General features: G+C 70.6%; 10 protein-coding genes and 3 pseudogenes. 4 read left to right on the forward strand and 9 right to left on the reverse strand.

Annotated features, from left to right (window positions below):
* Positions 1-89 precede the first annotated feature (89 nt).
* A complete protein-coding gene (locus GQF42_RS35900; protein WP_233273592.1) occupies positions 90-1,130 on the forward strand; it encodes a 3-hydroxyacyl-CoA dehydrogenase NAD-binding domain-containing protein in 1,041 nt (346 codons plus the stop codon).
* 175 nt (positions 1,131-1,305) lie between these two features.
* On the opposite strand, the gene GQF42_RS35905 is transcribed toward GQF42_RS35900, so the two are convergent.
* Positions 1,306-2,298, reverse strand: a complete 993-nt coding sequence (locus GQF42_RS35905; protein WP_067039413.1) for a helix-turn-helix domain-containing protein — start codon at positions 2,296-2,298, stop codon at positions 1,306-1,308.
* Between the two features lie 207 nt (positions 2,299-2,505).
* The gene (locus tag GQF42_RS35910; RefSeq protein WP_158926918.1) at positions 2,506-6,684 is read right to left on the reverse strand and encodes a S8 family serine peptidase; all 4,179 of its coding nucleotides are present in this window, start codon (positions 6,682-6,684) and stop codon (positions 2,506-2,508) included.
* 650 nt (positions 6,685-7,334) lie between these two features.
* On the opposite strand from GQF42_RS35910, the pseudogene GQF42_RS35915 reads away from it, so the two are divergent.
* Positions 7,335-8,216 (forward strand): annotated as a pseudogene (locus GQF42_RS35915) (IS3 family transposase); the annotation flags it as partial.
* 243 nt (positions 8,217-8,459) lie between these two features.
* On the opposite strand, the gene GQF42_RS45155 reads toward GQF42_RS35915, so the two are convergent.
* From GQF42_RS45155 to GQF42_RS35945, 7 genes are all read right to left on the reverse strand, one after another.
* Positions 8,460-9,041: a hypothetical protein gene (locus GQF42_RS45155; RefSeq protein WP_199273179.1), complete on the reverse strand. Its 582-nt coding sequence runs from the start codon at positions 9,039-9,041 to the stop codon at positions 8,460-8,462.
* A 252-nt stretch (positions 9,042-9,293) separates the two neighbouring features.
* Entirely contained in the window at positions 9,294-9,977 is a 684-nt protein-coding gene (locus tag GQF42_RS35920) for a TetR/AcrR family transcriptional regulator (RefSeq protein WP_158926920.1), read from the reverse strand.
* A 41-nt stretch (positions 9,978-10,018) separates the two neighbouring features.
* Positions 10,019-11,722: an allophanate hydrolase gene (locus GQF42_RS35925; protein ID WP_158930976.1), complete on the reverse strand. Its 1,704-nt coding sequence runs from the start codon at positions 11,720-11,722 to the stop codon at positions 10,019-10,021.
* 5 nt (positions 11,723-11,727) lie between these two features.
* On the reverse strand, positions 11,728-15,321 hold the full coding sequence (gene uca / locus GQF42_RS35930) for an urea carboxylase (RefSeq protein WP_158926922.1): 3,594 nt from the start codon (positions 15,319-15,321) through the stop codon (positions 11,728-11,730).
* Positions 15,318-16,118, reverse strand: a complete 801-nt coding sequence (locus tag GQF42_RS35935; RefSeq protein ID WP_158926924.1) for an urea amidolyase associated protein UAAP2 — start codon at positions 16,116-16,118, stop codon at positions 15,318-15,320. The genes uca and GQF42_RS35935 overlap by 4 nt, the downstream gene beginning before the upstream one ends.
* A gap of 1 nt (position 16,119) precedes the next feature.
* Complete coding sequence (locus GQF42_RS35940) at positions 16,120-17,031, reverse strand: urea amidolyase associated protein UAAP1 (RefSeq protein WP_325100377.1); 912 nt, start codon at positions 17,029-17,031, stop codon at positions 16,120-16,122.
* A gap of 62 nt (positions 17,032-17,093) precedes the next feature.
* A complete protein-coding gene (locus tag GQF42_RS35945; RefSeq protein ID WP_158926926.1) occupies positions 17,094-18,698 on the reverse strand; it encodes an amino acid permease in 1,605 nt (534 codons plus the stop codon).
* A 255-nt stretch (positions 18,699-18,953) separates the two neighbouring features.
* On the opposite strand from GQF42_RS35945, the pseudogene GQF42_RS46315 reads away from it, so the two are divergent.
* Positions 18,954-19,317: pseudogene (locus tag GQF42_RS46315) on the forward strand (transposase); the annotation flags it as partial.
* Positions 19,317-19,694, forward strand: a pseudogene (locus tag GQF42_RS35955) (IS701 family transposase); the annotation flags it as partial. The pseudogenes GQF42_RS46315 and GQF42_RS35955, both read left to right, overlap by 1 nt.
* Positions 19,695-19,935: the final 241 nt, after the last annotated feature.

The raw sequence follows: 19,935 nt of genomic DNA on the forward strand, positions 1-19,935 counted from the left end.
GAGGGGCAGGCGTGGAACTTGGAAAATTCGCCATGCGTACTTTGCCTGCGATTTCTCGGCAACAGAGATCAAGCACGCCCTCCGTCAGCATGGCACGCCCGCGGGCAGCCCTCAAACACTTCATGCAATGTCGCGGTGCAACGCTCACCACCCGTAAGGAATCGCACACCATGAACACTGCGAACGCGGAATCGTTCCGTAACGTCACCATCGTCGGCGCCGGCGTCATCGGCATGTCGTGGGCAGCCCTGTGCCTCGCCCACGGCTCTGAGGTCACCATCAGCGACCCGGCTCCCACGACGGAGAGTCAGGTCCGCGCAGGTCTGGCAGACATCGCCCCCACGCTGGAAGAGCTGGGCATGCGGACGGACGACCTGACTGCCCGGCTGCGTTTCGAGGCCGATCTGGCCGCCGCGGTGGCCCACGCCGACGTGGTGCAGGAAAACGGCCCGGAGCGCCTGGAGATCAAGCACCGGATGTGGGCCACCATCGAGGGGAACGCTCCTGCCCATGCGCTCTTCGCCACCTCGACCTCGGGTCTTCCGGCCAGCGAGATCGCCACCGTCCTCAAGCAGCCCGAGCGCCTGATCGTCGGCCACCCCTTCAACCCGCCGCACCTGGTGCCTCTTGTTGAGATCGTTCCGGGCAGGCTCACCTCGGAAGAGACGGTTGAGCAGGCACGCGCCTTCTACAGCGCCCTGGGCAAGAAGCCCCAGGTCCTGCACAAGGAAGTTCCGGGTTTCGTCGCGAACCGCCTGCAGGCGGCCTTCTTCCGCGAGTGCGTCCATCTGGTGGCCGAGGGAGTGGTGACCGAGCAGGAACTCGACGAACTCGTCACTTCTTCGATCGGCCCTCGTTGGGCGGTTGCCGGGCCCTTCCAGAGTTTCCATCTCGGCGGCGGTTCCGGCGGATTTGCTCACTTCCTCTCGCATCTCGCTCCCGCGATGGAACAGAGTTGGAAGTTCCTGGGAAGCCCGACCTTCGACGAGGCCACCGTCAAACTCCTGAGCGAGCAGGCCGAGGCCTACCTCGGCGACCGACCCATCGAGGAACTCGCAACTCAGCGGGACCAGGCGCAGATCGCCCTCATGCGTGCGCTGGGTGAGCTTCCGCCCGCTCCCGCCCGATGAGGATCGATGACCTGCACCGGCTTCTGGACGCGGTGCTCGTCGAAGCGATGTGCCCAGGCGAGTAGACGCAGGTGGCCGGCGCTGGTGGTGCCAGTGGTGGGGACGTACAACGCCTCGCTGACCGACGTCAACTGGCTCTCCGAGACTCCCGAGTCAGCCACCATCCGGCGTAAAGTCACAGCCAGCCGCGCTGGGCGGCGGTCAGCCCGGCCTGGAACCGGGTGTTCACCCCGAGTTGACTCATCAGCCGGTGGATACGGCGTTGAGTGGTGCGTTCGCTCCAGCCCTGGGCGCGGGCGATCGCGGCGTCGGTGAGCCCTGCCGCGAGCAGCGACACCAGTGACCGGGTCTCCTGGTCGGGTTCGCCGGTGCCGCTCTCGAAGCCCCCCTCGGTAGCTGTGCGGTGCGTCAGGGGCAGGGGAACCGCCCGCTCCCACTCCACCTCGAAGAGCGCCTCCAGGGCCACCAGCATCGGTGAGCTCTTCACGAGATACGCCGCCAACTGACCGCCCGGCGCCGAACTGATGGGGATGATCGCGACCCGGCTGTCGCAGATCACGAGTTTGAGCGGCAGCTCGGTACGGACACGCGCCTGTTCACCGGCCCGGACACTGGGCAGGATGTCGTCTGCGAGGCGGCCCGGCCAGGCGACGGCGGCGCGGTCGTAGATCACGCGGTGGGCGACGCCCCGGCGCTGCCGCTTGATCTGCTCATCGAGGTTGCTGCCAGGCCGGTCGACGTAGGGGGGCCGGTCGAAGGCCCGTATCTCACGCTGTGCCTGGGTGGTCATGCACTGCACCGCGGTACTGACATCGGCGCGTTCGGTGAGGAGTTCCACCGCGAGGTCCGGGCTGCTGATCCGGGACGCCTCCCGGTGTGCCTCCATCAGCCGGTGCACCTGCGACCGGGCCTCATCGAGTTGCTTCTCACGGCGGCGGATCAGCGCGGTGACAGCGATGTCGGGGGCCACCGCGGTGAACCGGGGCGGTCGGCCGGTGGCCCGCGTCGCCAGGCCCTCCTTGACCAGATCGGCCAGCTGCCGCGTGGTGGAGGGAACGGACAGTTCACAGGCGCCGGCGAGCTCCGAAGCCGTCGCGTGGGGCGTATGGACCAGCACGGCGTAGACGCGTTCAGTCTCCTCTGCCAGTCCCAGCACGTTGAATGTCATGGCTTTTCCGCCTTCATGTCGCCTGCCCGCCGGCCGGCGGATGTCGGCCACCTTTGGTCCTGCGCCACAGCTGTCCCGTCGACATTTTCCATGTCGTCAAGGAGGGCCTGGTCCGGGGGCCAGGGGTCGTGGCCGGTTACCGTAAGGCCCGCGGGTCCGCGGGCGCTGTGGCGCCCGCGGACCCGGGTGTCGAGCAAGCGGATCGGATCAGTAGGAGAACTGCTGGATCTGGCTTCCGTCGCCTGCGTACGTCCAGCCCGTCCGGGTCGCCGGGTCGAGCTGCATGACGCGCTCGCGGTGTGTTTCGAGCCGGCCGTTCCAGGAGCCGTACAGGGGGTACTCGACGCCGGTCACCGTACCCACCGTGTTGCCTGTCTTCAGGTCGACGACGGCCATGCGTCCGGTGGCGTTGTTGTCGGTGAAGCCGTACTGCTGGAAGCCGCCCATGGGCTTCAGGTCCGGGAACCGGAAGGCGATCAACGCCAGCTGGTGCTCCCCGTCGACGGCGAGCGCGAGGGGCGTCTGAGCCGTTCCGACGTTCACCGGGTCACCGCCGCCGAGCTGCCCGAGGTATCCGGTGCCGGCGAAGTTGACGCTGTAGGAGTGGTACCACGTTTCGTAGAGGTTGCCCTTCTGGTCGGCGGCGAGGTCCCCGGCGCAGGGGATACCGCCTTGGCTGTGGGTGACCGTCCCGGTGTCCAGGTCGACCGCTGCCACCGTGCCGGAGCCGATCGATGCCACGCAGTTGACGGTGGTGCCGGTCTTCTGCGCGGAAAAGAGGCCGGTCGACTCGTCCACGTCCAGCAGGCCGTACGACGTTCTCCCGTCCGGAGTGGGGTCGAGCTGGAGCGGTGTGCCCATTGCGCCGGTTGCCGTGTCCACGGGCAGGACGAAGCCCGCCCGGTCGCTCGAACGGTGGGCGAGTACCGCTGCGCGGTGGCGCTTGGCGTCCACCCGCCCGCCCGTCACGACGTACTGGTCATCGACCCGGACGGGGCTGCCGACCGCGTCGCCGGTGCCCGTGTCGTATGTCTCGAGCCACTGCTCGCCGGTGGTCGTCTGCTTGTGCAGGACCAACGCGTGGTGGGCGGAGTCGACGCCGAACACCTCGTAGATGGAGCCGTACGCGGGGTCGCTCGTCAGCTTGCGGCCATAGGTTCCGGTGGCGGCGTCGTAGTCGTACACCGAGCCTTCACCGGTGGGGCTTTCGACCGCCGCGACGGACGTGCCGCCGGGGACGATCGCGAAGTCGGTCAGGTTTGTGCCGTCTGGGGCCGTTCCGTCGTCGTAGGCCAGCAGGGACGTCGGCGAAGCCTGCCCGACTGTCTTGCCGTGCTGGTTGACGGCGAACACCCGCAGGTCGTAGGCGATCGAGGAAGGGAGCTTGAGCGCGAGGGCGTCGAGGTCCGCCGTGCCTCGCGTGCCCGTGAGTGAGCGGTCGAGCGTGGCCGGGCTGTCCAGCCCGTTGTGGTCGAGGGTGGTGCCGTTCTGGTTGCTGACCATGTTGTAGGAGTTGTACATGTTCGGTCCGGGTGCGGAGAACTCCAGCAGCGTGCCGGTGGCGCCCTTGACCCGCGACACGTCGTAGCGCACCGAGAATCGCGGCGCAGCCCGGTTCACCTCCAGCAGGTGACCGAACTCCTGGGATCCCTTCGCAGCCAGGGTCGGCGCCGCCGGGCGTTGCGACGGGTCACCGCCGTCGACCCGGACCGAGGCGAACTCGCCGTACACCGGGCCGCGCTTGGCGCCGCCTGCGGGGTTCTGGAGGACACCGATGCCGTAGATGCCGCCGCCGGCGGAGAAGGCGTCGGCCGGGACGGTGACGGTGCCGCGCAGTCCCGTCAGTGGGACGGTGTGGACGGCGGAGAAGATGGGTGCCGACGCGGGGTTCCAGTGGCCGACCTGCGACACGACCAGTTGGGGCGAGCTGACGTTCCGCACGCCGGTCAGGTCGTAGCGCACCGGTACGGAGTGCCCCGCCTCGACCACAGGCTGGACCACCGGGGCGAGTGCTTCGGCGTAGCCGCCGTCGGTGGGGCCGAAGGCCAGCTGGTGGGTGGTGGAGGCCAGCACCTCGTTGCCGCGGCGCACCTCGAAGGTGAGCGGGACCTGACGGTCCGTCGCGGAGACGACCGGAAGTCCGGCGGCGGCCAGCATCTGCGTGGGGGTGAGTCGGATCGCCGGCACAGCGGAGGTGAACTCGTGGTTCTTGATGCGCAGCGCGTAGCTCACGCCGTGCCGGTCGCTCAGGCCGGTGACGTCGGCGCCGATGGTCACCGGTCCCACCAGGCCCTCACCGGTGGCGCCGGCGCCCGTGCCCGGTCCGGCCAGGTCGATGTACCCCGGGTCGGTGGCCTCCAGGTAGGAGCCACCGAGCCCGCCGATGGTCTGGCGATGCGCCACGGAGAGCCGGACGATCCGGGGCGTGTCCGTGGTCACATGGCTGCCGTGCGCCTTGGCCAGGACCGCCTGCACCGCGGCGGTGACGTCGAGCTGCGGACCGACGTGCAGCGGCTGGTCGATCTGCGGCGCAGTCGGTACGGCCCGGCCGGTGCGCTCCAGCAGCGAGCGGACGTCCTGGGGCGACGCGTGCTGCCCGGTCAGCCGGGAGGCTTGCAGCACGACCGCCGCGGCGGCCGCGATCTCGGGCGCGGAAGCCGAAGTGCCTCCGCTGAGGACCTCTGTCACCGACTGCGCGGTCTGGCCTCGGTGCTCGAAGGCGGGGATGCCGTCACTGGGCGCCGAGACGTCGATCCGGGTGCCGAATCCCGAGGAAAAGATCCCGGAGCCGTTGAGCCTGGTGGTCGCCCAGGCCCCGTTGCCCGACGCGGCTGCGCCGTTCTGCGGGGGCACGGCCAGAGTGTCGTCTGTCGTGGTGCCGCCCGCGGCGATCGCGCCGGAGTCGAGGACCTTGCTGGGCGTGGTCGACAGCTGGTCGTCGTCGATCCTGGTGGTGTCGGCGGCCTTGCCCGTCACGTCGGTCGCGGTGCTGCCGCCGTCGGGGCCGACGGCCGCGTTGGTGAACAGCCTGGTCCCGTCGTTCGACGAGACCACCATGGTGATGCCGTACTGCTGCACGATCGACGCGATCACGGACTGCTGGACCGGGTCGTCCTCCAGGTAGCGTCCGGCGAACCCGAAAGCGTCGGTGCCGTAGCCCAGGCTGGCGGTGATCACGTCGGGCCGCGGCTGCTGCCGGGCGGCAGCCAGCAGAGCCACCGCGATCTGACTGAACGTCGGCTGCTGCGGGACGACGAGCCGGTAGTCGGCCCCCGGGGCGATGCCCAGCAGGTCTGAGTTCCCGCTGCCCTGCATGCCCGGACGCTGCAGGTCGTGGGGAAGCGGCGCCATCACGGAGAAGTCCAGCAGCACCTCACCGAGCGCGGAGTCCTGCCCCCGAGTCGAGCCGGTCGGGTCGAGTGTGCCGGTCGCGTCCGCGGTGTAGGTCGGGATCAAGGGCATCGTGGGGATGTCCAGGTATCGCCGGCCGTTCTGGACGACAGTCGTCGGCCCCGCGGGGCCCAGGTTCGGAGTCGACGCGTCTGTGAGGTCGCCCACCGAGACGTTGGTGATGGTCTCACCGGCGCCGGGCAGTTGCTGGAACTGCTGCTTCAGCAGGCTGTAGGCGCCTGTCGCGTCGACGCCGCCGGCGTTGAGGAAGCTCTGCAGCGAGGTGCCGAGAGCCGCGTTGCCGGGCACACCGTCGGTGCCGGTCGCACCGCTGTCCTGCTCCCTCACCGACGAGTCGGCCTTCCCTGCGGTGGCGCCCACTGAGGAGGGCAGCGGCACGGCGCCGGTGTTCATGGGGGAGACGGTCCGGTCGGGCTCGGCGTAGACGACCCCGGGTGCAGCGGCCAGCGTATGGGCGGCAGCCGAGGCGTCGCCGCCGGCCAGCTGGACGACCTGGACCTTGGACAGGTCGATCGCCGCGGATCCCAGCTTCGCCTGGGCGGCTGAGTGCAGCTGCCGGGCCTGGGCGGCGGTGAGACCCGGCACCAGCGGCCGCATGGAGACGGCGTGAGTCCGGTGGAGTGCGGAGTTGACCGCGGTGTCCGAGGTCAGCGGGGTACGGATCTGCAGACTGCGCTGCTTGCCCAGCGACTTGCCGGTCACGTGGGTGGCCGAGCCAAGCACCACAAGGACCTGGTGCGGGCCGTTCTTCGCCGACTGTGCGGGCATGGGCTGCTGGAACGAGCGCCACGGACCGAGCGCCGAGGACCCGGGTATGCCGGGCAACGCGCCCACCGAAGCCGTACTTTTCGCACCGGAATCGACCGCAGAGGTCTTCGCTCCGGTGGCCGACGCGTACTGCTCGGGTGCGGCGAGCAGCACGGCCGCACTGGCTATGGCGAGGCCGCGAGCGAACGCTCGTCTCCGCCGTTTCATGGGCACTCCACTTCTTGCAAGCGAACTCGGGGAAAGCAAAGACCAGGCGCTGCCCCCGAACAGCGCCCACGCTGCGGGGAATCTTTCAACCTGGAAAAGCCGCCACAAGATGAGCAGGCTGGCGGACTTCTGCCAACCGGCAGGAAGTCGCCACCGAAACGGCGAAGCTGTACGGCATTTACCGGCTTTGAGTCTGTGTTGTCGACATGATGTCGGTAGCTGATGGCAGTCAGGGTTTCACTGCGCGCAGCCGGTGGTCGAGGCGCGTTGGCCCTCTTTTGTGTCACGACGCACCGTCCGGCGGTTGCACGCCCTGATCGTGCCCGCCGACGTTCGGCAGCCGCAGCCCGCCGCGGTCTCGGCGGGCCACCCCGGTTGCCTACGGCATCATCACGTTTTCCCATGCCGCAGAGCCGACCAGTCTGCGGGTGCTAGAGGCTCAGCACACGCCATGACGGGCGGCCATCCATGGCTGGCCGTGACAAGCTGTCAGCGCACCCGAACGGAACCTGCTTGCTTCATGGCGTCGGTCAGCCCCTTCAGTCGTAGATCGGGTCTGCTGCAGGTTCGGGTGACAGGTTGACCTGCCCCACCTCTCAGGTTCCAGTTCTGGTGGCTGACTGACAGCCCTTCACGGAAGGCTGGCAGTCATGCCTCGTCCCTATCCTCCGGAGTTCCGGGCGCGCGCCATCGCGCTGATCCGCGCCGGCAAGCAGGCCAAACAGACAGCGGTGGAGCTCGGCGTCCATCCCGTCACGTTGTCGAAGTGGCTGCGGCAAGACGACATCGACAACGGGCGGCGACCGGGAACGCCGTCGAGCGAGTCTGCTGAGTTGCGGGCCGCTCGCCGGCGGATCCATGAGCTGGAAACCGAGCTGGCGATCGTCCGGCAGGCGGCGAAGTTCCTCGGCGAGGACAAGCCGGCCCCAAAAGGCTCTACCCGGTGATCGACCGACTCGTCGCCGGGGCACCGGTCAACAGGTGCTGCCGGATCCTTGGCGTCGCCCGGCAGAACTACTACAAGCACAAGCGCACACCGGCCACTCCACGGCAGCTACGGCGGGACTGGCTGACCGGGCTGATCCGAGAGGTTCACGTCGCTTCCCGCGGCACTTACGGCTACCGCCGCATCCACGCCGAGCTCACCCTGGGCATGGGCATCCGGGTCTGCACCAGGACCGTGTCGGTGCTGATGACACAGGCCGGGATCCACGGCCTGCCCGGACCGGTGCGCATCAAGCGGCTGCGTGGCATCGTCACCGCCGAGGACCTGGTCAATCGCAAGTTTCATCGGTTGCGTCCCGACGAGCTGTGGGTCACCGACATCACGCAGCACCGCACCAGGGAAGGGTGGGTGTACTGCGCGGCGGGTCCTGGATGCGTTCAGCCGCAGGATCGTGGGCTGGTCCATCGCCTCACGGCAGGACTCCATCCTCGTGGTCAACGCGCTGGACATGGCCATCCGCAACCGCCGCCCCGAGCCGGGCGGGATCGTTCACGCCGATCGCAGCAGCATGACCACCCATCATGTCGCGGTGATCGTGCTCATGTGGGCGCATGCCGACGCTCAGACACCCGCGGTAGCTTCTCCCACCTGCATGGATGAGGTATTCGGCGAGGGCAGCGTTGCGGCTCCCCGACAGCGACGGCGTCGAACCCGCGGTGCGGGTCGTGGCAGCCCCATCGACTACGAACGCAACCACCGCTCCAACTCCTCCCTGGCGCCGGCCGCTCAGAAGGTCCTCACACATGAGGGGATTGACACGTCGCCAGAGTCAGAAGCCGTTGACAGCCCGAGCGTGCAGGTCCCGTACGCTATCCTCGTCGAGTCCCAGCTGGGCGGCGAGGTCTTTCCAGGGCACCCCCCACTCGCAAGCCCACCTGACGGCGGCCAGTTGGTGCGCCTCCGCATCCGACATTATCTTGCGGAGCAGTCGCAGCGCGGCGATCGGCTGCTGCGCGGTCACTTCTCGCAGGGCGAGGTTCTGCTCCGCCCAGCGGATCGTGTGCCATGCCGGTACGGCTGCGCTGCGCACGGCCGTGACGTGCTGCTGCCACAGTTGGCGGACCGGTGCGGCGGCATCCTCGGGCACGGCCCAGCCGCTGTGCCCGTCCCCGGTCGTGGACTCCAGTCTGCCGGGCACTGGCACGTTCTCGCCGCGCCATCCGCACGCGCACAGCGGAGTCAGGTGGACGATCCGCGGGTCGCGAACCTCGGGCTGCCATCCTTCGTCCGCATGCCCGTCTCCGTCGAACGACACCGCGCCGGCCCGGAAGGTGAAGCGGATCCCGTCCGCCAAGGTGCCGAGGGCGGAAGCCTCGTGCCCCTCCACGCTCCCGCTCTCGTGCTCCCACATGGTCCGGGCATCCCTCCGCCTGCTCCGCGCAACCTCGTCGGACCGGATACTAGCCCCAAGCCTCTGAAGCCGACGGGTCTCGGGGTGTTGTCCAGGGGCCAGTGGATGGTGGTTTGGCCGGACATGACGACGGCCGCCCTCGCATCACCCCACGAGTGCGGCCGCCGACCGCGCCGGCAGACAGACACCGAGGGCCCGGTGAAGGCTGAGCCGCTGCATGGCGGCGCTGGAGGGTGTGCGGTGGGCCGCCGGTCAGTCCAGGCTGCTCAGCAGCCTTCGGCCCTCCTCCCGGGCGGCGGCCACCGCCGGCTCTCCGAGCCCGCACAGGCGTAGGCACGACGACGCGACGGCCTCGGTGTCAGCCGCATCCGGCTCGCGGGAGCGCCGTATCTGGATGACGACCTCCACCAGCTGGATCAGCAGTTCGCCGAGCCGCTCGGCGGGCAGGCCGCGCGCGACGTCCTCGGTCGCCGCCAGGGCGCCCAGCGTGCCGTAGCTCGACTGCAGACGGCCCCGCTCGGCCCGGAAGGCGTCGAACCGCTCGGCCCGCACTTCCGGCAGCAGATAGAGCGTGCCGATGTTGAACGGAGTGCGGGAGAGGGTGCGTACGTCCATGGCGGCCACGGCGTAGAGTGCGGCGGCCGCATCCGCGTGCTCGGGCACCAGGGCCCGGATCCGGTCCACCATCTGCAGACTGGGCCGCACGGACGTCGCCAGCAGTTCGGCGAGGATCTCCTCCTTGGTGGCGAAGTGGTAGTACAGCGAGGCCTGTCTGATGCCGACCCGCTCGGCGATCATGCGGGTGCTGGTGCTGGTGATCCCATGGTCGACGAAGAGCGCCCCGGCGGCGTCGAGGATCTGTTCCCGGGCGGAGGTGCCGGGGTCGGACGGCGGAGTGTGCCGGGGCCTGCCTTGACGGGGACGCGTCGTCGTCATGGTCCCATCCTGCCACCAGGTGTCCGCCCCGCGGCCTCCGGTCACGCGGACGCCGTGTACGCCCGCCAGCCACCGAAGCGGGTGATGTCGGGCGCGCCCTCGACGGCGTACGGCTCGACGAGGAAGCCGCAGACCTGCCGCCCGTCGGCCAGTTCGACGGTGCCGATGGTCATCGGCGCGGGCACGGCGGCGGTCAACGCCCCGAACCCGGAAGCCGGCAGCCGCCAGATCTCGCCTTCGATTCCCATGCCCACGTCGCCGCCTGACGTTGTGGCGTGACCCGCCCCGGCGCCGGCGTCCCGCCCGCCCTCGGTGACGCGGAGCAAACCGGGCTTGGGCACCTCGGTGGCCAGGGCGTACAGCCGGTAACCGCCTGCGGTGCGGGCCCTGCCGGTCAGAGTGCCGCCTGCCTGCACCAACTGGGCATTGAGGGGTTGACCGGTGAGGTGGGCGCCGACCACGAACAGGTCGAGCCCGGGGTTGGCGAACCGCTCGGCCAGCGCGGCCAGGGCGCGGTCGGAGAAGGCCGGTCCGGTGAACATCACGCCGAACGGCAGGCCGTCCACGAACCCGGCGGGAACGGCGAGCGAGGCGCAGTCCAGCAGGTTGGCGAAGTTGGTGAACCGTCCCAACCGGGCGTTGGCGCCGACCGGGTCGGCCGTCACCTCATCGAGGGTGGGATGCCAGGTGGTGGTCGGCGTCAGGAGAGCTGTACAGCCGTCGAGCACCGCGCGTCCGGCGGCGCCGAGCGCGGCGAGCCTGGCGGCGTCGGCGGCCCAGTCGGCGGCGGTCTTCTCCCGGCCTGCCAGCACGATGGCGGCGACGGTCGGATCGAGGCCCGCCCCGATCAGGTCGCGGTGCTTCTCCAGATGCGCGCCCACGGCGGCGTACCGCTCGGCGACGAACGCGCCGCCGTACAGCAGGTCCGCGGCCTGAAGCAGCGGGGTGACGTCGGTCTCGACGATCTCCGCCCCGGTGCCCGCCAGGCGGGCGACGGCGGCGTCGAAGGCTTCGTGCCAGCCGTCCGCCATGCCGTTCAGATGCTCCCCGGCCGGTACGGCGATCCGCGGGCGCGCGGGGGGCGGCGGAAGCTGGGTGCCGGTGCGGGAGAGAGGATCGGCCGGATCGGCGCCTTCGACGAACTCCGCAGCAGTGCGGGCGAGTTGCAGGTCGCGGGCGAAGACGGTCACGCAGTCGAGGGTGTAGCAGGCGGGGACCACCCCGGTCACGGGCACCAGGCCCTTGGTGGGCTTGACGCCGACGATGCCGTTGAGGGCGGCGGGTACCCGCCCGGAGCCGGCCGTGTCGGTGCCGAGCGCGATGTCGGCGATGCCCAGCGCCACCGCGACGGCGGATCCGGAGGACGACCCGCCGGAGATGCGGGCCGCGTCCCAGGCGTTGCGCACCGCGCCGTAGGGGCTGCGGGTGCCGACCAGGCCGGTGGCGAACTGGTCCAGGTTGGTCTTGCCGAGCACCACCGCGCCGGCCGCGCGCAGCCGTGCCACGGCGGGCGCGTCGGCCTGCGGCTCGTAGGCGTACGACGGGGCGCCCGCGGTGGTGGGGAGGCCGGCCACGTCGATGTTGTCCTTGACGGCCACCACCAGGCCGGCCAGCGGCAGCGCCGGGTCGATGCCGGCCGCCTCGGCGAGCACCTCTTCGCGTGGCCTGAGGCGGATCCAGATCTCGGGCCGGCCGGCGTCGTCGATGCGGTCGTAGGCGGCCTGGACGCGGGCGGCCGGTGTCATGGCGTTCATGCCCGCACCGCCGCGAGGATCTGGCCGGGGGCGACCTGTTCCCCGGGCTTGACGTAGATCTCCAGCAGCGTTCCGGCGGCGGGGGCGTTCACCTTGGACTCCATTTTCATCGCCTCCAGGGAGAGGATCGCATCGCCGCTCGCCACGGTGGCGCCCGGCTCGGCGGCGATGTGCCAGACGGTGGCGGTGAACGGCGCGGTGACGGGGACCGCGCCGTCCGGCACGGTGACGGCAGCGGGGGCGGTCGCGGGGCCGGGATCGTCGTCGCGGTCGAACTCTCCGGCGGCTCGCCAGCGTTGCTTCTCGGCCTCGAAGGCGGTGCTCTGTCGCCGGCGGAACACGGCGATCGAGTCGGCCTCCGCGTTCAGGAAGGCGTTGTACTCGGCGATGGAGAAGGTGCCCTCCTCGGTCGGGAAGTCACCGCGCCCGGCGTCGGTCTCGGCCCGCAGTTCGAGCAGTTCCTCCGCGGTGACGGGATACCACTCGATGCGGTCGAAGAAGCGCAGCGCCCACGGCGAGTCCTGGAACAGGCCGCCCTTGCGGAACCGGTTCCAGATCTGCACGGTGCGGCCGACGAACTGGTAGCCGCCGGGGCCTTCCATGCCGTAGATGCACAGGTAGGCGCCGCCGATGCCGACGGAGTTCTCCGCGGTCCAGGTTCGGGCCGGGTTGTACTTGGTGGTCACCAGGCGGTGCCGAGGGTCGAGCGGGGTGGCGACGGGGGCGCCGAGATAGACGTCGCCGAGGCCGAGCACCAGGTAGGAGGCGTCGAAAACGGTGCGGTAGACGTCGTCGGCGGTCCTAAGACCGTTGACTCGGCGGATGAACTCGATGTTCCACGGGCACCACGGGGCGTCGTCGCGCACCCCGGCCATGTACCGCTCGATGGCGAGCCGGGTCGCCGGGTCGTCCCAGCTGAGTGGCAGCCGCACCGTGCGGGAGGGGACCACCAGTTCGTCGCTGGGCGGGACTTCGTCCTCCAGCTCGCGCAGCAGGGCGGTGAGATCACGGGCCTTCAGCCGGCGGGCGTCGGTGTGGATCTGGAGGGAGCGGATGCCCGGGGTGACGTCGAGGACGCCGTCGGGCGTGTGGCCGGCGAGGGTCTCCTGCAGGGCGTGGACCCGCATCCTCAGGCCGAGGTCGAGCACCATGGGGCCGTACTCGACCAGGACGTTGTCGTCGCCGTCCCGGCGGTAGGTGACGGCGGGGCGGGCATCGGTGGCCTCCAGGCGCCCGAGAACGCCGTCGTCGCCGTCTCCGCCCGTGCTGATCAGCGTGGGGGAGGAGAGGCGGGCATCCAGGGCGGCCGCCTCGGCTTCCCTGACCGGTACGAAGCGGACGGTGTCGCCGGGGCGGAGCTGGCCGAGCTTCCACAGTTCGCCGCTGGCGACCACCGCGGGGCAGACGAACCCGCCGAGAGACGGACCGTCGGGGCCCAGGATGATCGGCGTGTCGCCGGTGAAGTCGAGGGCACCCACCGCGTACGGCGTGTCGTGGATGTTGGAGGGGTGCAGCCCGGCCTCACCGCCGTCCTGGCGCGCCCACCGCGGCTTGGGCCCGATCAGGCGGACGCCGGTGCGGGCCGAGTTGTGGTGGACCTCGTAGTCCGTGGCGTAGAGGGTGTCGATGTCCTCTCGGGTGAAGAACTCGGGCGCCGCGTGCGGCCCTTCGGTGACACCGATCTGCCAGTGCGAGGTGATCGCCGGCCGGCGCTCGGGCGGGGTGGGGCCACCGCCGGCGGTCGACGAAGCCCCGGGACGCAGTACGTCTCCGGCGCGCAGCGCGCGCCCGCCGTGCCCGCCGAAGCCGCCGAGAGTGAACGTCGAGGCACTGCCCAGGTACTCGGGTACGTCGATGCCGCCCCGGACGGCCACGTAGCTGCGCAGGCCCGGCCCCCGGCAGGCGCCGAGCACCAGGGTGGCACCGGCCGCGACCGTGACCGGCTCCCACAGGACTACCGCGCCACCGTCGACCGTGACCGGGACGGGAGCGCCGGTGACGGCGACCACGGTGGCGGCCGAGAAGCGCAGGCTCAGCCCGCCCGCGGTGACCTCCAGGCCAGGGGCCTGCGCCGGGTTGCCGACGGCCAGGTTGGCCTCGGCGAAGGAGACGGCGTCGAAGGGGCCGCTCGGCGGCACGCCCACGTGCCAGTGGCCGAGCCGGCCCGGAAGGTCCTGGACGGTGGTCATCGCACCCGGTACCAGGACGTCGATGCGCGGCTCGGGGTCGGCCGTGGTGGCGAGCGTGCTGGTACTGTGCACGGCCTCGCGCACCTCGCCCCGCGAGGTCAGCTCGCGCAGCAGGCCCAGGTTGGTGACGATGCCGTCGACCCGGCTCGCGGCCAGGGCCCGGCCGAGCACGTCGAACGCGGCCTCCCGGGTGGGACCCTTCGCGATCACCTTGGCGAGCATGGGGTCGTAGTACGGCGAGACCTCCAGACCCGTTTCGGCGAAGCCGTCGACGCGCACGCCGGGCATGCTGTCGGCGCCCTGGCCGGGGAAGGCCGCCCGGGTGATCAGGCCCGGGGACGGCAGCGAGTCCTTGCCGGGGTCCTCGGCGTAGACGCGGGCCTCCACGGCATGCCCGGCGGGCGTCCACTCCCGCTCGAACACCGCGTCCTCGACCCAGCCGTCGCGGGCCAGGACGAGCATCAGTTCGACGAGGTCGACGCCATACGCCTCCTCGGTCACCGGGTGCTCGACCTGGAGGCGGGTGTTGACCTCCAGGAAGGCGGCCTCCTCGCGCACGGGGTCGTAGACGAACTCCACGGTCCCCGCGCCCCGGTAGCCGACCGAGGCGAGCAGCCGGCGCGAGGAGTCGTGCAGCAGTGCCCGCACATGAGGAGGCAGGGCCGGGGCCGGGGCCTCCTCGATCACCTTCTGGTTGCGGCGCTGCAACGAGCAGTCCCGGTCGCCGAAGACGGCGATCCGGCCGGTGCCGTCGCCGAAGACCTGCACCTCGACATGGCGGGCGGGGCGCACGAGGCGCTCCAGGAACACCCCGGCGGACCCGAAGTTGGACTCCGCGAGCGCCGCGACGCGCGCGAAGGCCCCGCGTACCTCATCGGCGGTGGCGCAGGCCTGCATGCCGATGCCGCCGCCACCGCCGGTGGCCTTGACCATCACGGGCAGCCCGACGGAGGAGGCCGCGGTGACGGCCTCCTCGGCGCTTGCCAGCAACTCCGTCCCGGCCAGCAGCGGCACTCCGGCGGCCTTGGCCAGGGCGCGTGCGGTGTGCTTCTCACCGAAGGCCGTGATCTGGTCGGCGGTCGGTCCCGCGAAACGCAGACCGGTCTCCTCCACGGCACGGGCGAAGGCGGTGTTCTCGGAGAGGAAGCCGTAGCCGGGGTGGATGATGCCCGCGCCATGGGCGAGCGCGGCCTCGATGATCGCCTCCCCGCGCAGATAGGACGCGCGGGCGGGTGCCGGACCGAGACGGACCGCGTGATCGGCCTCGTGGACGTGCGGGGCGGCCCGGTCGGCGTCGGAGAAGACGGCGACGGTGCCCAGACCCATCCTCCTGGCGGTGCGGATCACGCGGCGGGCTATCTCACCGCGGTTGGCGACGAGAACGGCGGTGGGGCGGATCACGCGCCCTCCTTCGCGGTGCGAGTGGCTTCCGCGGACCGTGCGCCGACGCCGACCGGTGCCGGCTCCACGACGATCAGCCGCAGCGGGGTGGGGTTGAAGTCGTTGCACGGGTTGTTCATCTGCGGGCAGTTGGACACCATCACCAGCACGTCCGTCTCGGCGCGCACCGCGACCCGGCGGCCCGGCGCCGACATGCCGTCCACGATGCCCAGCGCGCCGTCCGCCTCGACGGGCACGTTCATGAACCAGTTGAGGTTGGAGACGATGTCCCGCACCCCGAGGCCACGCCGCCCGGCCTCGGCGAGGAAGTTCTCACGACAGCCGTGCTGGAACATCACATGATGGCCGTATCGCAGGGTGTTGGACTCCTTGCCGCACGCGCCGCCGATGGTGTCCTGGCGGTCGACCTCGTTGGCCACGACGGTCATCAACGGGCGGCCCTCGCTGCTGCGCAGCACGGTGCCGGTGCGCACATAGGCGTTGCCCTGCCAGGCCAGGGTGTCGGGGACGCTGTAGCGCTCCTCGGGATCGTCGGCGTTGTAGAGCAGACAGTCGGCCGACTGGTTGCCGCCGACGTCGACGATCGTCAGGACGTGCCCCGTCCGCACCACCGCCGACCAGGGCGCGTTGGGGGCCACCGTCTCGTCCAGGACGACTTTGCCCTCGACCAGGCTCGCACCCCAGTCCAGGGGGGAGCCCTCCGCATGCACCGCGCCCACGGGGACGGTGGAGGCGACCGTGCCGCCGGCGGCGGTCGGGCAGCTGACGGGCGTGGTCCCGGTCCGTGTGGTCGCCATGTCACAGCCCCCGGGCTTCGCAGTAGTCGACGGTGTTGAGGTACGCCCGGTGCAGTTCCGGAGTCGCCGTGAACCGCGGCTCGCCGGGGCCGGTCGGGGCACCACGCCAGGCGTGCACCCGCAGTGGGCCGACTACATAGCCGGGACGAGGATCCAGTGGGTGGGCGACATTCGCGACCAGCACCAGCAGGGGCATCTCCGCGACGAGTTCGACATGCGTGCCCGCCCCCGCGCTGCCGTGCCAGGCCAGGGTGCCGTCCGGCTCGACGCGCACGCCCTGGAAGAAGGAGAGACTGGGCGGCAGGTCGCGCCGGCTCAGACCGTGCTTGGCGGCCGCCTTGAGGAAGAGCCCGCGGCCGGACGGCGACGGCCCCTCGGGGCGGGCGTCACCGTACTTGCGCTCGTTCCAGGCGTCGGTGGTGGTGCCGCAGAAGGCGTCGTGCCGGCCGGAGGAGTCAGCGCTGACCACGGCCAGGACCCGGCCGTCGCCGGAGAGCAGCGGATGGTTCAGGCCCGGATACGCCTGCCACGGCACCTTCTGGGTGTCGGCGACGTTCAGCCGCTCCACCGGCTCCAGGGCGTTGAACAGCAGCACGTGGGCGCAGGCGTCACCGCTCGGATCGTCGAAGCGCAGCCGCGTACCGCGGGCAAGGACCTTGTGCGTGTAGCCGCCGGGCGCCACCGTCTCCGCCCACACCAGGGCGGCGGCGTCCACACCCGGCGGGCAGTAGGGGCTGTCCGACGCCGGAAGGTACGGCATCCATGCGCCGGCCTGCCCGCCCTGGGCGCGGGCGTCGTCGCGGGCGCTCAGGACGCTGTCGGTCAGGTGCAGATCACGGGCGCGGGCGGGAGCCTGCCCGGTCGCGTAGCGGCCGTGCTGCGGTACGGCCGTCGAGTTCTCGGTGGTGGTCATGGATGTCCCGTCGTCGCTTCGTCGGTACGTCATCGATGCGTCCCCTCGCGTCACACGGGCCCTCAGGCGGGCTCGACTACGGCCTGCGCGTCCAGGGGCGGCTCGATGTGCGTGTGCGGTACGTGCCTCAGCTCGATACGGCGGTGCAGCCGGCGGGCGAGGAAGTAAACGGCACCGGCGGCGAGGCTGAGCCCGATGAACAGCGGGGCGCTCCACCGCAGCCACCAGGTGCCGCCGGTGAGGTCGTAGATCTCCGCACGGGGCCAGATCAGATTGACCGTCATGCCGGCCTGGTAGAGCACGGCGAGCGTGTTGACCGCCACTCCCCACCGGCCCAGCGAGAACAGGGGCCGGCCGGTCTCGTCGACGCCCGTCGGCAGCCCGCCGCTGCCCCTTCGCCGGATCCGGGTCACCAGCAGGGGCACCGTCACGCCCAGATAGGCCAGGTACAGCAGGGCGATGCAGAGACTGGACAGGGCGGTGAAGATCGCCGGCTGGCGGATGTTGACCACGAGCGCGATCGCGGCGCCGACGCCCACCACGATCGACGTGCTGATCGGCGTACCGGTGCGGGCCGAGACCTTGCCGAGGTGCCGGTGGAAGGGCAGGGCGCCTTCGCGCGCCATGGAGTACATCATCCGCGCCCCGGAGGTCTGCACGGCCAGGGTGCACGCGAACACTGCGACCGCCACGCAGCACAGCAGCAGGCGGCCCAGAACCCCGCCGAGCCGGTCGGTGAGCACCCAGGACAGACCACCGGCTGCCAGCTTTCCGTCGGTCAGGCCGCGCGCCGCCATCAGCCCCGACAGGATCAGCAAGGCGCCGCCGACACCCGAGGTGGTCAAGGCCCGCAGGATGGTCCGGGGAGTGGTTCGGCGCGGACTGTGGGTCTCCTCCGCCAGCTCGCCGGCCGAGTCGAAGCCGACCATCACGTACGCCGCCATCAGTGAGGACGCGAGGAAGGCCCCGAAGTAGCCGCCGTGGCCGGCCCAGCCGGTGGGGTGGGCCACCACCTGCGGACCCCGCTCGGGCAGGAAGAAGAGGATCAGCACCAGCGCGAGCACGCCGATGATCTCGACCGTGACGCCGAAGCTGGTGGCGGCGGCCATCTGGCGGATTCCCAGGATGTTCACCACCGTCGTGATCACCAGCAGAACGCATCCCAGCAGGACTGCGTTCTGCGCGCCGGTCGGGGAGGCGACCGATGGATCGGCACCCGGGCCGCCGACGATCTGGAAACCGGACCAGATACCGGGCAGCACCGCCTGCGCCGCGATCGCGGCCGCCGCGACCGTGAGTACCTGCCCGATGATCATGATCCAGCCGACGAACCACCCCGTCGTGGTGCCGGTCAGTCGGCTCGACCACTGGTAGATCGCCCCGGATACGGGCCAGCGTGCGGCCAGTTCGGCGAAACAGAGCGCGACGAGGAGTTGGCCCGCAAAGACCAGCGGCCAGGTCCAGAAGAACGCCGCGCCGCCGAGACCGAAGCCCAAGCCGAACAGCTGGAAGACGGTGGTGAGGATCGACACGAAGGAGAAGCCCGCGGCGAACGACGCGAAGCTGCCTACGCCGCGGCGGAGTTCCTGCGGGTAGCCGAAGTGGGCGTGGCCGGTCGTGCCACCGCCGCCAGGGTCCTGCGCAAGGGGGAGTTCGGGCCGGCCCATCGCCGCACCTCCGATCGGTCGACAGATACCTGTCGCTTGATAGGTATTGCGATCGTCGGCCGGACCGGTCTCACACCCGAGTCGGGGAAGTTAACTTCGTGTATCTGCGCACGCGCCTCGGATATGACTGTGTGTCAGCACTCACCTTGGAATGACAGGCTGCCAGCCGACGTTGCGCCTCCGTCTGATGAGCGGCGGGGTGTGGCATGGGGCAGCGCAGGCCGTGGGAGGTCGAGGACGGGCTGTAGGGAGCGGATCGCTCCGCTGCTGCCGGTGACCGAGCGGCGTATCCGGTACCCGGGGCGCAAACGGCTGGAGGAACGGCGGGTACTCAACGGGATCCTGTTCGTGCTCTGCCCAGGGGGTCCCCTGGGAGTTCCTGCCGCAGGAATTGGGGTACGGCTCGGGGAGCACGTGCTGGCGCAGGCTGCGGGACTGACACCAGGCTGGTGTGTGGCAGGCACTGCACGAACTGCTGCTCGCCGAGTTGCGGGCGGCTGGCCAGCTGGACTTCTCGCGGGCCGCGGTGGACGGCTCGCACCTGCGGGCAATGAAGGGCGGTGCGAAGACCGGGCCGTCTCCGGCGGACCGGGGCAGGGGCGGCAGCAAGCACCACGTTCGCTCGGCACACTGGTGGAAGTGATCTGTCGAAGGTGGCGGATCGAGGAAACCTTCCAACTCGCCAAGGGTTTCACCGGACTCGACCAGGGCCAGGTGACCTGCTGGAACTCCTGCATGCGATGGTCACTGTTCTCCTTGATCGCCGCCGCCGTCCTTGCTCTCACGGCCACCGCCGTCCACGACGCCGCCGAGGACGAGCCCGCGCTCGTCCCGCTGGGCTGCCCCGAGCTCATCCGGCTCCTGCGAGCCCTCGTGCTGCCGCCACCGGTCCGCGACCGCGAGCACGTCCTGCACTGGACCGCCTGGCGACGCCATCACCAAGCCGTCGCGACCGCCTGCCACCAGCAACGACACCACCGTCACGACCAACCGTGATCAAGAACTACAGCTGCCGTGACTATCGGCGCGTGCCACAGTATTGGCCCCGTCCCGGCACGAACCGAAGGTGCGCTGGATCGCCGACCTCGACGTGCGGGCCCTCCACGAGGCGGTGCTGGGAGGAGACGTGCTGCTGTTTCCCGCCTTGCGCCGGAGTCCGGCGCGCGAACTCGGCAGTCGTCATGGAGGAGATCACTAGTAATAGTTAAATTAGAAAAGCACCTTGCTTGGTGGGTGC

It is taken from the genome of Streptomyces broussonetiae (assembly GCF_009796285.1).
Classification (GTDB): Bacteria; Actinomycetota; Actinomycetes; order Streptomycetales; family Streptomycetaceae; genus Streptomyces; species Streptomyces broussonetiae.

What these genes read in the sequence shown, in the direction of transcription:
- GQF42_RS35900 (WP_233273592.1), top strand. Translation starts at nt 90, where the DNA reads ATGGCACGCCCGCGGGCAGCCCTCAAACACTTCATGCAATGTCGCGGT.
- GQF42_RS35905 (WP_067039413.1), bottom strand. Translation starts at nt 2,298, where the DNA reads ATGACATTCAACGTGCTGGGACTGGCAGAGGAGACTGAACGCGTCTAC.
- GQF42_RS35910 (WP_158926918.1), bottom strand. Translation starts at nt 6,684, where the DNA reads ATGAAACGGCGGAGACGAGCGTTCGCTCGCGGCCTCGCCATAGCCAGT.
- GQF42_RS45155 (WP_199273179.1), bottom strand. Translation starts at nt 9,041, where the DNA reads ATGTGGGAGCACGAGAGCGGGAGCGTGGAGGGGCACGAGGCTTCCGCC.
- GQF42_RS35920 (WP_158926920.1), bottom strand. Translation starts at nt 9,977, where the DNA reads ATGACGACGACGCGTCCCCGTCAAGGCAGGCCCCGGCACACTCCGCCG.
- GQF42_RS35925 (WP_158930976.1), bottom strand. Translation starts at nt 11,722, where the DNA reads ATGACACCGGCCGCCCGCGTCCAGGCCGCCTACGACCGCATCGACGAC.
- GQF42_RS35935 (WP_158926924.1), bottom strand. Translation starts at nt 16,118, where the DNA reads ATGGCGACCACACGGACCGGGACCACGCCCGTCAGCTGCCCGACCGCC.
- GQF42_RS35940 (WP_325100377.1), bottom strand. Translation starts at nt 17,031, where the DNA reads ATGACCACCACCGAGAACTCGACGGCCGTACCGCAGCACGGCCGCTAC.
- GQF42_RS35945 (WP_158926926.1), bottom strand. Translation starts at nt 18,698, where the DNA reads ATGGGCCGGCCCGAACTCCCCCTTGCGCAGGACCCTGGCGGCGGTGGC.